Origin of the sequence: Iodobacter arcticus (assembly GCF_042664895.1) — a bacterium.
GTDB lineage: Bacteria > Pseudomonadota > Gammaproteobacteria > Burkholderiales > Chitinibacteraceae > Iodobacter > Iodobacter arcticus.
The window spans coordinates 1-12,622 of record NZ_JBHTBQ010000011.1 but is presented as its reverse complement, the minus strand read 5'-3'; the positions used below and the strand labels follow the sequence as shown (position 1 = coordinate 12,622).

Here is a 12,622-nt window from a genome sequence, read left to right as displayed (position 1 = left end):
AAAATCCCAGTCTGCTGCCTGCTTCACAAGCAAGTCAGACCTCTTATAGAAGAACGTCGACATAGTCCGTGAAAAAACGACGCCTTTACCTCAGCAACAAGCACTTTCTACCGTCCCAGTCCGAAATATATGGCTATAACCACAGCATTCAATGCTTCTGTCAAAAATAGAGAGACCATCTAAATTTTGTTGTGTAGAGCGGTTGAACTAAGTATGTAAAAAATGGACTGGCTTTGCCCGCGCTACGCATACGTCAGTAATGCTCAGTGCCTTCTCTACAAATGTCTGGCTCCGGCTTACTCCTATCCAACAGTACTTATGGTCTATCCTCAGTTAAACTATCGTCTGTGTCTTATTTAAGAGAGCTTAGCCATGAGCCAAAAACGCATCGTACTTGGGGTCACCGGCGGCGTTGCCGCGTATAAATCTGTGGAACTGGTGCGCTTACTCACGAAAGCGTCTTATGAAGTTCAAGTGGTGATGACTGAGGCCGCAACCCATTTTGTTGGGCCGGTTACCTTTCAAGCGGTATCGGGCCGCCCCGTGTTTGTTGATCTATGGGATGGTCGCGCGCCGAATAATATGGCGCATATTGATTTAACCCGCGGCGCTCACGCCATTGTCGTGGCTCCGGCTACGGCTGATTTTATGGCGAAAGTGGCAAATGGTTTTGCGGATGATTTGCTGTCTACCTTAGTGGCCGCCAGAGATTGCCCGCTGTTATTAGCGCCCGCCATGAATCGGCAAATGTGGGAAAACCCGCCTAATCAGCGCAATGTGGCGCAGCTGATTTCTGATGGCGTGCATATTCTGGGGCCGGGTGAGGGCGAGCAGGCCTGCGGAGAAATAGGTCTTGGCCGGATGCTGGAGCCTGAAGCGCTGTTGCAGCATATCGATGCATTTTTTCAGCTTAAATTATTGTCCGGTAAGCGGGTATTGATTACTGCAGGCCCCACGTTCGAGCGTATCGACGCCGTACGTGGCATCACTAATAGCAGCTCAGGCAAAATGGGCTACGCCATTGCCCGTGCGGCTTGGGAGTCTGGTGCGGATGTGGTGCTGGTGTCAGGCGAAACGGCCTTGCCTACGCCACTAGGTTGCCGCCGTATTGATGTGGTCAGTGCCGAGGAAATGCTGCAAGCCGTGAATGCTGAAGTAGAAGAAGCCGATATCTTTATCAGTGTGGCCGCCGTTTCTGATTATTACGTGCTTAATCCTTCTGAGCAAAAAATCAAAAAAGACGCGCATATCCTTACTTTGGAGTTGGGCCCTAATCCGGATATTCTGGCCAATATCACGGCGCGGGATAATCCACCATTTTGCGTGGGCTTTGCTGCTGAATCTGAAAACCTACTGGAATACGCAGAAGCCAAGCGTAAGCGCAAAAAACTACCGCTGCTGGCGGCTAATTTAGTGCAAAACGCGATGGGCTCTGATGAAAATGAAATTATTTTGCTTGATGATGATGGTGAAACCCGATTAACTCGCGCCCCCAAGCTCGATGTAGCACGCCGTTTGATTGCGCATATCGCGCGGCTTTATCAAAAAAGGTAAGAAAATGTCTCAGATTGATGTAAAGATTTTAGATGGTCGGTTGAAAGAAAATCTGCCGCAATACGCCACCAAAGGCTCCGCTGGCCTTGATTTACGCGCTTGCCTTGATGTACCGATGGAGCTGGCGCCGGGAGCCACTCAGCTGGTGCCAACCGGCATGGCACTGCATTTGGATGATCCGGGCCTTGCCGCCATGATTCTGCCGCGCTCCGGTCTTGGCCATAAGCACGGCATTGTGTTGGGCAATTTAGTGGGATTGATCGATTCAGATTACCAAGGACAAATTTTTGTCTCGGTATGGAATCGCAGCCAAGTGCCATTTACCATCCAGCCGATGGAGCGCATCGCCCAGCTGGTGATTGTGCCCGTGGTGCAGGTGGAATTTAATCTGGTCGATGAATTTTCCGATTCAGATCGTGGTGAAGGTGGGTTTGGTAGTACGGGTAAGCATTGATTCTGCCAATCAATCGCTAAGTAGCCGATTGAAATGGCACGAAAAAGCCGCGTCTTCTGTAGGTAGAAAGACGCGGCTTTTTTATGGCAGGGTTGCCAGCTTTACATTTGGCTCTGCAAGTAATTAGGCAGGCCAATGGCTTTAATTAGGCCGAGTTGTTGTTCTAGCCAATGTGCATGATCTTGCTCTGTATCGTCTAAAAGCTTAATCAGCATATTACGGGTGACATAGTCTTGCTCTTGCTCGCAAACCGCGATAACGCGTTTAAGGGCGGTGGCTACATCGTATTCGGTGAGCAGATCGTTGTGCAGCATGGCTGGCACATCGGCACCAATACGCAGGGCATCGCGGCCTGCTACATCGGGAATGCCACCGAGGAAGAGAATACGGGCAATTAAAAGGGTGGAATGACCAATTTCATCCTGGCGCTCGTGATCGATGCGCTCATAGAGCTTGCTATAGCCCCAGTTGTGATACATCTGGCTATGTACAAAATATTGGTCGACGGAGGTGAGTTCGGTAACCAGCAGCTCTTTTAAGCCTGCGATTACATTTTGTTTACCTTGCATGATGATCTTCCTTAGGCGTCGATTTGTGATTGGAGATAATTTGCTAGGCCGAGTGAAACTTGTAATTCGGCTTGGGTTTCTAGCCAATCAACGTATTCTTCTTCGTCTTCGAGCAGGTCTTCCAGAATATCGCGTGAAACGTAGTCTTGCTCCAGCTCACAGGTTTCAATGGCCTGGCGCAAAGTGGTGAGATGGCTGCTGACCAGTTTTAGATCACATTCCAGCATTTCAGGCGTATTTTCGCCGATATACAATTTGCCGAGCTGTTGTAAATTAGGCAGGCCTTCAAGCATCAGAATGCGAGTGATCAGCTTGTCTGCCCGTTTCATGGCATCAATTGATTCGTGATATACGGCGTCGTTCAGCTTTTTTAAGCCCCAGTTACGGTACATACGCGCGTGTAAGAAGAATTGATTGATTGCAATTAATTCATTGCCTAGTACGCTATTGAGCGAGCTAAGGACGAGTTTGCTACCTTGCATTTTGTATTCTCCAGTGGCCAGCGCTTATTTATGATTAATAAGCTGCGGGTGATTTTGGGATTTGCTCCCTAATGAGAACTAATTGCATTAAATCTATTTTTATATCTCAGCGCTCATTTTATTCTTTTTTTTAGGCTTTGCCACTGTTTATTGTGCCATTTGAAATTTATTGGTTTTTATTAAGAATGGTTCTTTTTTATATTATGGATTTTTGTTGAAATATAAATGAGGATTAATTTCAATTGCTTCAATGTTTACAATCATATTATTCAATGAATAAAAACCATTATTATTTAACTGTGGTTTATGCTACTTTTGCATCCCTCTATTTCTGCTTCGGAGTTCAAATGCGATTGCCCGATGAAATGATTGCACTTGCGGCGCAACTGGCGGACGCCAGCGCTGCAGCGATACGCCCGTATTTTCGTAGCCCGCTGGCGATTGATGATAAAAATGACCACAGCCCCGTGACCATTGCAGATCGTGAGGCGGAGCGTGTCATGCGCGAGTTGATCCAAAAAATCCGTCCGCAAGATGGCATCATCGGCGAAGAGTTTGGCCACGAGCGAGAAGACGCCGAGTGGGTGTGGGTGCTGGACCCGATTGATGGCACCAAGTCGTTTACCGTGGGTAGGGCCTTGTTTGTAACGCTGATAGGTCTCTTACATCACGGCAAGCCGGTATTGGGCATTATTAATCAGCCGATCCAGAATGAGCGCTGGCTGGGTATTACCGGGCAGGGGGCTTGGTTCAATGGCGAGCCGGTGGTGGCCAATCAAATCGAGCAGCTGCAAGGGGCAAGATTAGGCACAACGGGGCCGCAGTACCTGGATGCAGGCGCGGCTGGCTTTGCGCGTTTGTCAGAGCAGTGCCGCTTTAATACCTATGGTGGCGATGGTTATTTGTATGCGCAGGTGGCAAGCGGCTGGCTGGAGCTAGTGGTGGAAGAAGGCTTAAAACTACATGACTTTGCCGCGCTTGCCCCTGTGGTGAACGGTGCAGGTGGGCGTATGACCGATTGGCAGGGCAAAGCGCTGGATATGCATAGCGAAGGGCGGGTTTTGGCCGCTGCAAACCCAATATTACATGCGGCAGCTCTGCCATTTCTGCTGAACGCGGTATAATGGATTTATTCGTCACATCTAACGTGGATGACCATGTTTAAGAACACTCAATACGTTTCAGAATTCACCCAGTTTATGCGTGGCTATTTGGGGGATAATCCTGAAGTGGCTGAAGGCCAGTTAGAAGGCCGTGCACTGCTTTGGGATAAAGCGCCGTTGGATTTAGACGAGCGTGCTCGCACGGTGGCGTCACAGATTCAGCAAAAGCCTTACCCTTATCAGGCTGATTAAGTCTTAGGCATAAAAAACACCGCCGTTTGAGAAAACGGCGGTGTTTTTACGTGGACGTTATTTAAGTGCGGTATTGACTGATCAGGGTATTAAGTGTTGAAGCAATCCCGCGTAGCTCTTCAGAAAGATCGCTGGTGCTGCTGGCGGTAGCGTGGTTTTCTTCACTTGCCTGGGCAATTTTTTCGATATTGTTGGCAATATCTTGGCTGGCCGAACTTTGCTCGCCAATGGCATCGGCCATTTGGGCGATGTCGTTCACGGTGTTTTTGGATTGCTGCTCCAGATTGGCCAGCGATTCAGCCACGCTTTGTGTGTTTCTAACGCCGCTTTCCACCATGCGGCTGGCGTGCTGCATTCCTTCTGAGGCGGTGCTGGTGTCTCTTTGCACGGCTTCAATTTTGCTGGTGATTTCGGTGGTGGCTTGGGTGGTGCGTTCAGCCAGTTTTCTGACTTCATCAGCTACAACGGCAAAGCCACGGCCTAAATCTCCTGCCCGGGCTGCTTCAATGGCGGCATTGAGCGCCAGCAGATTGGTTTGATCGGCAATGTCTTTAATCACCATCACAATGCTGCCAATTTCACCAGAGCGTTGATTGAGCTGATCGATCACTGCGGCCGAGCTGTTGATGTTTTCTGCAATCTGACGGATTTCATTTGCAGTGCGGTTGGCAGAGAGTGCGCCTTCGGCGGCAGTAGATGCGCCACGCCGTGCTTCTGCGTTTAGTCCTTCTGCGCTGCTGGAGATCATATTGACACTGACGGAAAGCTCTTCGACTGCGGCAGCGGTGGCACTGGATGCCGACGATTGAATCTCTGATGAATCCGTCATTTGCCGGGCTGCAGTAGAAAGCGTTTCAGATGAAATTAATAATAGGCTGGAGTTTTTGCGTGATTCGCTGATCACTTTACTCATGCTGATCAGCAGGCGGTTAATCACTGCTGAAGATTGGCTGATTTCATCCTGTCCCGATTGATCTAATCTCAGGGCTAAATTGCCGGTATTATCTATTTCTGTAATCGTTTCTTGCAGGGCAGCAAGCGGGCGACGGATGCTGCGAATAATCATCAAGGCACTGGCTATGCCAATTAAAATGGCAAAAAACATCAGAGTAAGTGAGATGCTGATGGTGGCTGCCGTCAGTGTACTGAGGGTTTCGTCCATCCCTTTGGCAAGGTTGATGGCATCGTCAGCCAGCTTGGTCAGGCCATCTTGCATGGCGCGCACAGGTTCTTTAAATTTAGAAAAGGCAGCATTGATTTCACTGGCTTTTTGATATTTACCTGATTGGATTTCTTTAAATACGTCTTTAAATCCTTCGGCGTAGCTTTTTAGATTCTGACTTAATTCGTTAATTTTTTGCAGGTCGGCTGCTTCAGCATTGCTTTCGCTGCTTTTGATCGCAGCTTGTGTTTTATCCAGTGCTTGATCCCATTTGCTTTTGTACTCGGTTATTTTTTCTGCATTTTCAAAATTAAGAAAAATATCTTTTTCGAAGCGGCGTAAATCGGTGATTTGATGGCGTGCTTCAATTAAATCGAGTGAATAGCCTAAGTTATGTTGCAGCATATTGTTGCTTAAGCTTTCTTGGCGATTAAGCCCCCACAGGCCGATTGCACCCACGCTGACGAGTAAAAAAAGCAGCAGGGCAAACCCACCAGCCAGCCTTGCGGCAATTGTAAATTTAGATAGCATGGAGTTCTCCAAAGGGAAGCAGTTGTTATAGATTGTAGAGTTGATTGACGGTATTGCCAGTAGAAAGCGCAATGGGTCGAAGAATATTTTAAAGAAGGGATTTAATCGGCGCCTTGAGCAAAAAAAATACCGCATTCAATTGAATGAATACGGTATTGGCATAATGATGTGGGGTCAATCAGGTATTAATTGCAGGGTATTGAGTGGGTGTTATTTATTACGCATAAAGTCAGCCGTGCGGAAAAACGCATCTTCTAAATGCTCACGCAAAGTGGTTTCCATCGGAGTTTCTTCCATGGCCTGAAACATGCACATCAACCATTGATCGCGTTCATCTTCTCCAATCGAAAAAGGCATGTGGCGTGCACGTAGCATGGGGTGGCCGTGTTTTTCAATAAAGCGCTGCGGTCCGCCTAGCCAACCCGATAAAAAATCAAAAAACTTATCGCGAATCAGCGTGCTGTCTTGATTGTGCATGGCGCGAATACCGCTGGCGCGTGGGTCGCTATACATAATGTCGTAAAAGCGATCGACTAATTGGCGCAATACCGCATCGCCACCTAAGAGTTGGTAAGGCGTCATTTCTGCTACTTTTTGCATATTTAACCTTTTACTGGCTTAACTAAACTGGCAGCCAGCTTGGCGCGGCTACGTGCTTCATCGGTGTCTACGCCTGCCGCCAGTGCCACGCCCATGCGGCGGCGGGTAAAGCTTTCTGGCTTACCAAATAGTCGCAGATCGGCACGCGGTACGGCCAGCGCTTGCTCTAGGCCTTCAAAGGCAATCGCAGTTTTTTCCATGCCGCCGTAAATCACTGCGCTGGCTGCGGGTTCGCGCAACGTGGCATCAATCGGCAGCATTAAAATAGCGCGGGCGTGGAGTTCAAACTCTGAAAAGCGCTGGCTAGCGAGGGTCACAAGGCCGGTATCGTGCGGGCGCGGGCTGACTTCGGAGAACCAAACATCGTCGCCTTTTACAAACAGCTCCACACCAAACAAACCCCGTCCACCTAAATCTTGGGTGATTTTCTGGGCAATATCACGGGCGCGCTCTAAGGCCAGTGGGCGCATCGCTTGTGGTTGCCAGCTTTCTATATAATCGCCATTTTTTTGGATATGGCCGATGGGGTCGCAGAAAAAGGTTTCAATCTCGCCAGACTGGCCTAGCGCACGGATGGTCAGCAGGGTGATTTCGTACTCAAAATCCACAAAGCCTTCCACAATCACCCGGCCTTGATTAACACGGCTACCGCTGGCGGCATAACTCCAAGCGGCGTCGATTTCGGCGGCGTTACGAATAAACGATTGCCCTTTGCCAGAGGACGACATCACGGGCTTAATCAGGCACGGTAAGCCGATAACATCAATCGCACTGCGCATTTCATCAAGAGACGATGCGAATTGATAGCTGGAGGTCGGCAAGCCTAGCTCTTCGGCAGCGAGGCGGCGAATTCCTTCACGATTCATGGTGAGATGAGTGGCGCGCGCGCTTGGAATCACCGTGGCAAGGCCATCTGCCTCAATCTCTAAAAGGGTAGAAGTTGCAATTGCTTCGATTTCAGGCACGATTAAATGTGGGCGTTCTAGCTCAATTAAGGCACGCAGCGCAATCGGGTCGGCCATATTAATCACATGGCTGCGATGCGCCACTTGCATGCCGGGCGCGTTGGCATAGCGATCGACCGCAATCACTTCAACGCCCAGCCTTTGCAAGGCGATGATGACTTCTTTACCTAGCTCGCCGCTTCCTAGCAGCATCACTTTGGTGGCGGAGGCAGAAAGAGGCGTGCCGATACGCATAGTTTTTTCCGGGGCAAGAGACTTGAAGGGGGCGGATTTTAACATGCAGCTGCGTGATTGGCTTGCTGCCAACGCGAGATGAGTCAATCAAACTGTCTCTTGAAAAGAAACAGACTTAAGATGCTTAGAGCTGCAGTGTTTATTGTAGTGCTTTGTTTTTTAAATGGATTTAATCTAATCGAGCTGAAATGTGTGTTTGTTCGTGTGAATAAAAATGGATTGTTGTAAGTGTATTGATTTATTGCTGATTTTTTATTTATAAATTCTATTATTTTTTATTCCATTGGCATTGTTTGCGTATGGTAATAGTTAGCTTTTCTTATGTTTTATCAAGAATATTCGCGGCTAAATCCATTAGTCTGCTTTTTAAACGTATTTTATTTACTGGCGTAAATAAACTCGTTATGCTGCGCTCCCCTGTATCGGTTGGGGGGCTGCGTGTTTACAGATTTCTACCGAATTAAATAATAAAATGATGAGCTTAATATGAAACTCCGCAATATTTTAGTCGCAGCCAGCGTCCTGGCTACTCCTGCTGCATTTGCTGCTAATGATTGGTCATTCAAGAATGTGAGTGTTAATTGGCTGGACTGGTCTAATGGCACCGAAGATCGCACAAATGCAGGCGCATTTGCCGGTAAAAAAGACTTTGCCTTTTTAGAAGTAGAGGGTGGCTTTGGTGGCGATTGGGGCGAAGCATACGGTTTCTTTGATGTTGAAAACCCAACTAAGGGAGCCAGCGAAACAGATGGTCGTGATAAGCGCCGCTATGCAGCTAAAGCCATTGCTCGCTTTAATTTAGTGCAATTAGGTGGTGTGCCATTGCAGGCCTATGTGCATATTTATGATGCGCGCGATCATGGTGCTTTTTTTAGCCAGAACCGTGTTTTGGGTTTGGGTACCAGCCTTTCAAATGGTAACTTCTGGATTAAGCCTTTTATTGGTGGCCATCAGCAGTTTGATCGCAATATCGGCGCACACGCTAATGGCGTGATGGCGGGTTATGTGGCTGGCTATAGTTTTCAGATGCTGGGCCAATCCTTTATGGCAACGCAATGGCACGAAACAGAGTTTAATCGTGATGATCAGTTCTTAACGATGGGCAGCCCTGCAGGGGGAGTTACTAAGGGTAATGCAACGGGTCAGAATGGCGCGGTTTCTCTTTGGTGGAATGTCAGCAAAGAATTCACCACAGGCTTGCAATATCGTTATGCAGATCATAAATTAGGCTCTGCTTCATACCAGAATGCCATGATTTATACGGCTAAATATAATTTCTAATTGTGGATTGATATGATGTTTAAAAAACCCGCTATGGCGGGTTTTTTGTTGTGCAAAATGACTTATGCCACGTCATTTCACTATTTTGAATGCCAACGAAAGCGCGGCATCGTTTCGCCGTTATAAGTGACTTCCTCAGTAAACATCGCCAGCGGCCTTACCCAAAGATCAAACGCACCATAAAGGCAGCGGTAAACCACCATTTCTTCCTCGGTTTCACTGTGCTTGGCGACCCCCATTACTTGGTAAAGCGGGCCTTTATAATGCTGGTAAATACCGTTTTCAACGATGCTCATTGAATATCCTTATTGTTTAATGGATTGTTTGTATTGGGTAAATATTAAAATAAGTAGATATGCTTTTTGCCTATTTTACGCATGTAAAACAATAGCCGTTTGATTGTTTGGATTTAGTAATTCTTTTATGACGGCACAAGGTGAGTTTTGCCGGGGAGGAGGTTTTGTAGGGTGGCAAGGTTTTTATGCCCACGCGTTCATGTGCTTCAATCTGCGTGGGGATGATAAAACTGTGCCTTACAGTGGCTGTATTTGACGATAGCAGGTAAGATTCAGGGCGAATCTTTACGCAAGCGCTTGTTGCGCTTGTAATCTATTTAAAGACTAGCAAAAGGTTGATCGGTATGAAGATTGCAGTATTGCCAGGCGATGGCATTGGCCCAGAAATTATCAGAGAAGCCCGCAAAGTATTGGAAGTGCTGCAAAAAGAAGGCCTAGCGATCACGCTTGAAGAAGCGCCTTTGGGTGGTGCTGCTTACGATCAGTACGGCTCGCCTTATCCAGAAGTCACGCAAAAATTAGCGCGTGAGGCCGATGCGGTGTTGCTGGGGGCGGTGGGTGGCCCTGCTTACGATAATCTGGATCGCCCGCTACGCCCAGAGCGTGGTTTATTGGCGATTCGTAAAGATTTAAGCCTATTTGCTAATTTACGCCCAGCCATTCTTTACCCTGAGCTGGCGAATGCTTCCACGCTCAAGCCAGAAGTGGTCAGTGGCCTAGATATCATGATTGTGCGCGAGCTGACGGGGGATATTTATTTTGGTCAGCCACGCGGTATTCGCATCAATGCGGCCGGTGAGCGTGAAGGTTTTAATACCATGCTCTACGCCGAATCAGAAGTGCGCCGCATTGCCCATGTGGCTTTCGGTATTGCGATGAAGCGCAATAAAAAACTGTGTTCGGTGGATAAGGCCAATGTGCTGGAAACCACTGAATTTTGGAAAGAAATCATGATTGATGTGGCTAAGGAATACCCTGAAGTGACGCTCAGCCATATGTATGTGGATAACGCGGCCATGCAATTGGTGCGTAATCCTAAGCAATTTGATGTGATGGTCACCGGCAATATCTTTGGCGATATTCTGAGCGATGAAGCATCGATGCTGACTGGCTCGATCGGCATGCTGCCATCCGCGTCCTTGGATGCTAATAATAAAGGTCTGTACGAGCCTAGTCACGGCTCTGCGCCCGATATTGCAGGCAAAAATCTAGCTAATCCACTCGCGACGATTCTGTCGGTGGCGATGATGATGCGTTACAGCTTTAATTTAGAAGCAGTTGCGCAGCGGATTGAAAGCGCGGTGAAAAAAGTGCTGGCCGATGGTTTGCGTACCGCTGATATTTTTGAGGAAGGCACCCGCAAAGTAAGCTGCTCAGAAATGGGCGACGCAGTGGTCGCGGCCTTGTAAAATAGTGAGATGGACGCATCTATAAGCAGGGCGCATATTGCGCCCTGTTTGTTTTATGACAGTACAACGACGAAAACCGTGAACAAAAGCAGATCCGCCGTGCCATTCTTTAATGGAGGCTATTCCTACGGTTTTTCTCCGTGTGCTGTTTTTAACTTCGTGTTCTCTGTGTCTACAGATTTAGGTTTTTGTATTTTTTAAAAAGGATTTGATCATGGCTGTAAAACCGCTTTCTCTGGCTGTTGTTGGGGCAAATAGCACTTCGGGTGAAACATTATTAGAAGTATTGGGCGCAACATCCCAATCATTCTCGACTTTTTACCCTCTGACCGTAGCGGATGAAGGCGAGATGGTCGAGTTTCGTGGGCAAGATTTCCCGATTATGGGCGTTGAAGAATTCAACTGGGAAGTGCCTGATTTGGTGGTGTTCTGCGGTGAAGACACCGCTTGCGCCGCGCGCTTTGCCAAAATTGCTGCGGATGCTGGCGCGGCCGTGGTCGATTTAAGTGGTGGTGCCGATGTGCCATTGGCGGAAGCTGATGCTCGCCTAAAACGCGGCGGTGTAGCGCGCATGCCGCACGAAGTGACCACGGTCTTGTTGCCTGTGCTCAAGGCATTAGCAAAAGCCGCGCCATTTTCTGGCTTAACCGTGACGGCCATGTTGTCGGTGTCGCAAGACGGCAAGCGGGCGATTGACGAGCTATCCGAGCAAACGCGTGCCTTGTTTGCGCAGAGCGAAGTACAAATCGAGCATTACGCAAAGCGCATGGCGTTTAATTTGCACCCTTCCATTGGTGCGATTGATGAGTTTGGCGCCAGTGTTGAAGAGGCACGCATCATTGCCGAAGTGGCTAGCGTTTGTGTGGATGTGCCGATGTCGCTGACGTGCACCCGTGTGCCGATGTTCTTTGGTCATGGCATTAGCTTAAATGTACGCTTTGCGGATGATGTGACTTTAAATACCTTAAAAGCGGCATTAACAGATGCAGAAGGCGTTTATCTATTAGAAGCGCAAGGCGCGGCAGGCTTGGTTACGCCACAAGATGTAATTGGTGGCGATAAAGTATGGGTAAGCCGTGTACGCTCCAGTGGACAGGGTGTTTCGCTTTGGCTGACGGGGGATAATACTCGCTTGGGCGCGATGGCGGTGCTGCGCTTATTAGGCGCGGCGGCTTAAGGTTTATCATGAAGCCCACCTGTTGGTGGGCTTTTCCTATGCCAGAGCAAGTGTTTGAGTTGGCCTTTTATTCGCCGGGGAGTGTTGATTTATTTTTGTGGTGCAGTTTAATCAATGACTTAGCGACTTGCTCGGTTTTATCTTAGTAAGGGTGTTGACCGGGTAGGACCCTGCCGGTATAGTTCGCCCTCTCGCTGCAGCACGCACAGCAACACAGTGTTCTAGCCGCAGCGAATGATCTTTAAAAAAATACAGTCGATGAGTGTGAGTGCTTGATTCGGAAGCGAAACAAGTGCTTGCATTAGTAAGGAGTGACCAGCGATGGTTGCTCTGAATAAAGTAAGCCAGTAAGTACTAGCTTAGTGATTAAACTAAAGAGTTTGATCCTGGCTCAGATTGAACGCTGGCGGCATGCTTTACACATGCAAGTCGAACGGTAACAGGGAGCTTGCTCCGCTGACGAGTGGCGAACGGGTGAGTAATATATCGGAACGTACCTAGTAATGGGGGATAACTATCCGAAAGGATAGCTAATACCGCATACGCCCTGAGG

Annotated in this window: 13 protein-coding genes and 1 rRNA gene; 8 read left to right on the top strand and 6 right to left on the bottom strand. The window is 48.3% G+C overall.

The features are described from left to right. Window positions 1–372 precede the first annotated feature (372 nt). Both coaBC and dut read left to right on the top strand, forming a co-directional pair. On the top strand, window positions 373–1,554 hold the full coding sequence (gene coaBC, locus ACFQNF_RS06400; RefSeq protein ID WP_380187027.1) for a bifunctional phosphopantothenoylcysteine decarboxylase/phosphopantothenate--cysteine ligase CoaBC: 1,182 nt from the start codon (window positions 373–375) through the stop codon (window positions 1,552–1,554). A gap of 4 nt (window positions 1,555–1,558) precedes the next feature. Next, window positions 1,559–2,008: a dUTP diphosphatase gene (dut, locus tag ACFQNF_RS06395; protein WP_380187025.1), complete on the top strand. Its 450-nt coding sequence runs from the start codon at window positions 1,559–1,561 to the stop codon at window positions 2,006–2,008. Between the two features lie 101 nt (window positions 2,009–2,109). Here the strand turns inward: dut and bfr (ACFQNF_RS06390) are convergent, their stop codons facing one another. Both bfr (ACFQNF_RS06390) and bfr (ACFQNF_RS06385) read right to left on the bottom strand, forming a co-directional pair. Next, the gene (gene bfr, locus ACFQNF_RS06390) at window positions 2,110–2,577 is read right to left on the bottom strand and encodes a bacterioferritin (protein WP_380187024.1); all 468 of its coding nucleotides are present in this window, start codon (window positions 2,575–2,577) and stop codon (window positions 2,110–2,112) included. Window positions 2,578–2,588: 11 nt separating this feature from the next. Then, on the bottom strand, window positions 2,589–3,059 hold the full coding sequence (gene bfr / locus ACFQNF_RS06385) for a bacterioferritin (protein WP_046353139.1): 471 nt from the start codon (window positions 3,057–3,059) through the stop codon (window positions 2,589–2,591). Window positions 3,060–3,406: 347 nt separating this feature from the next. On the opposite strand from bfr (ACFQNF_RS06385), the gene ACFQNF_RS06380 reads away from it, so the two are divergent. Next, window positions 3,407–4,183, top strand: a complete 777-nt coding sequence (locus tag ACFQNF_RS06380; RefSeq protein ID WP_380187022.1) for an inositol monophosphatase family protein — start codon at window positions 3,407–3,409, stop codon at window positions 4,181–4,183. Window positions 4,184–4,216: 33 nt separating this feature from the next. Then, window positions 4,217–4,414, top strand: a complete 198-nt coding sequence (locus ACFQNF_RS06375; RefSeq protein ID WP_380187020.1) for a DUF3460 family protein — start codon at window positions 4,217–4,219, stop codon at window positions 4,412–4,414. Window positions 4,415–4,475: 61 nt separating this feature from the next. Here ACFQNF_RS06375 and ACFQNF_RS06370 read toward each other — a convergent pair whose 3' ends face one another. The 3 genes from ACFQNF_RS06370 to purT form a co-directional block, all read right to left on the bottom strand. After that, on the bottom strand, window positions 4,476–6,107 hold the full coding sequence (locus tag ACFQNF_RS06370) for a methyl-accepting chemotaxis protein (RefSeq protein ID WP_380187018.1): 1,632 nt from the start codon (window positions 6,105–6,107) through the stop codon (window positions 4,476–4,478). Between the two features lie 210 nt (window positions 6,108–6,317). Further along, the gene (locus tag ACFQNF_RS06365; protein ID WP_380187017.1) at window positions 6,318–6,707 is read right to left on the bottom strand and encodes a group II truncated hemoglobin; all 390 of its coding nucleotides are present in this window, start codon (window positions 6,705–6,707) and stop codon (window positions 6,318–6,320) included. Window positions 6,708–6,709: 2 nt separating this feature from the next. Further along, complete coding sequence (purT, locus tag ACFQNF_RS06360) at window positions 6,710–7,906, bottom strand: formate-dependent phosphoribosylglycinamide formyltransferase (protein ID WP_380187015.1); 1,197 nt, start codon at window positions 7,904–7,906, stop codon at window positions 6,710–6,712. Window positions 7,907–8,392: 486 nt separating this feature from the next. On the opposite strand from purT, the gene ACFQNF_RS06355 reads away from it, so the two are divergent. Beyond that, the gene (locus ACFQNF_RS06355) at window positions 8,393–9,187 is read left to right on the top strand and encodes an outer membrane protein OmpK (protein WP_380187013.1); all 795 of its coding nucleotides are present in this window, start codon (window positions 8,393–8,395) and stop codon (window positions 9,185–9,187) included. A gap of 80 nt (window positions 9,188–9,267) precedes the next feature. Here the strand turns inward: ACFQNF_RS06355 and ACFQNF_RS06350 are convergent, their stop codons facing one another. Then, on the bottom strand, window positions 9,268–9,483 hold the full coding sequence (locus ACFQNF_RS06350) for a DUF1653 domain-containing protein (protein ID WP_380187011.1): 216 nt from the start codon (window positions 9,481–9,483) through the stop codon (window positions 9,268–9,270). A 344-nt stretch (window positions 9,484–9,827) separates the two neighbouring features. On the opposite strand from ACFQNF_RS06350, the gene leuB reads away from it, so the two are divergent. The 3 genes from leuB to ACFQNF_RS06335 form a co-directional block, all read left to right on the top strand. Then, window positions 9,828–10,892 carry a 3-isopropylmalate dehydrogenase gene (gene leuB / locus ACFQNF_RS06345; RefSeq protein WP_380187009.1) on the top strand — a complete coding sequence of 355 codons (1,065 nt, stop codon included), beginning with the start codon at window positions 9,828–9,830 and terminating at the stop codon, window positions 10,890–10,892. A gap of 214 nt (window positions 10,893–11,106) precedes the next feature. After that, a complete protein-coding gene (locus ACFQNF_RS06340; RefSeq protein ID WP_380187007.1) occupies window positions 11,107–12,069 on the top strand; it encodes an Asd/ArgC dimerization domain-containing protein in 963 nt (320 codons plus the stop codon). 368 nt (window positions 12,070–12,437) lie between these two features. Continuing rightward, a 16S ribosomal RNA gene (locus tag ACFQNF_RS06335) occupies window positions 12,438–12,622 on the top strand; the annotation flags it as partial.

Excerpts from the sequence above, each read along its gene's own strand:
- bfr (WP_380187024.1), bottom strand. The coding sequence starts at position 2,577 with ATGCAAGGTAAACAAAATGTAATCGCAGGCTTAAAAGAGCTGCTGGTT.
- ACFQNF_RS06355 (WP_380187013.1), top strand. The coding sequence starts at position 8,393 with ATGAAACTCCGCAATATTTTAGTCGCAGCCAGCGTCCTGGCTACTCCT.
- bfr (WP_046353139.1), bottom strand. The coding sequence starts at position 3,059 with ATGCAAGGTAGCAAACTCGTCCTTAGCTCGCTCAATAGCGTACTAGGC.
- dut (WP_380187025.1), top strand. The coding sequence starts at position 1,559 with ATGTCTCAGATTGATGTAAAGATTTTAGATGGTCGGTTGAAAGAAAAT.
- leuB (WP_380187009.1), top strand. The coding sequence starts at position 9,828 with ATGAAGATTGCAGTATTGCCAGGCGATGGCATTGGCCCAGAAATTATC.
- ACFQNF_RS06370 (WP_380187018.1), bottom strand. The coding sequence starts at position 6,107 with ATGCTATCTAAATTTACAATTGCCGCAAGGCTGGCTGGTGGGTTTGCC.
- ACFQNF_RS06375 (WP_380187020.1), top strand. The coding sequence starts at position 4,217 with ATGTTTAAGAACACTCAATACGTTTCAGAATTCACCCAGTTTATGCGT.
- ACFQNF_RS06365 (WP_380187017.1), bottom strand. The coding sequence starts at position 6,707 with ATGCAAAAAGTAGCAGAAATGACGCCTTACCAACTCTTAGGTGGCGAT.
- coaBC (WP_380187027.1), top strand. The coding sequence starts at position 373 with ATGAGCCAAAAACGCATCGTACTTGGGGTCACCGGCGGCGTTGCCGCG.
- ACFQNF_RS06340 (WP_380187007.1), top strand. The coding sequence starts at position 11,107 with ATGGCTGTAAAACCGCTTTCTCTGGCTGTTGTTGGGGCAAATAGCACT.
- ACFQNF_RS06380 (WP_380187022.1), top strand. The coding sequence starts at position 3,407 with ATGCGATTGCCCGATGAAATGATTGCACTTGCGGCGCAACTGGCGGAC.
- purT (WP_380187015.1), bottom strand. The coding sequence starts at position 7,906 with ATGCGTATCGGCACGCCTCTTTCTGCCTCCGCCACCAAAGTGATGCTG.
- ACFQNF_RS06350 (WP_380187011.1), bottom strand. The coding sequence starts at position 9,483 with ATGAGCATCGTTGAAAACGGTATTTACCAGCATTATAAAGGCCCGCTT.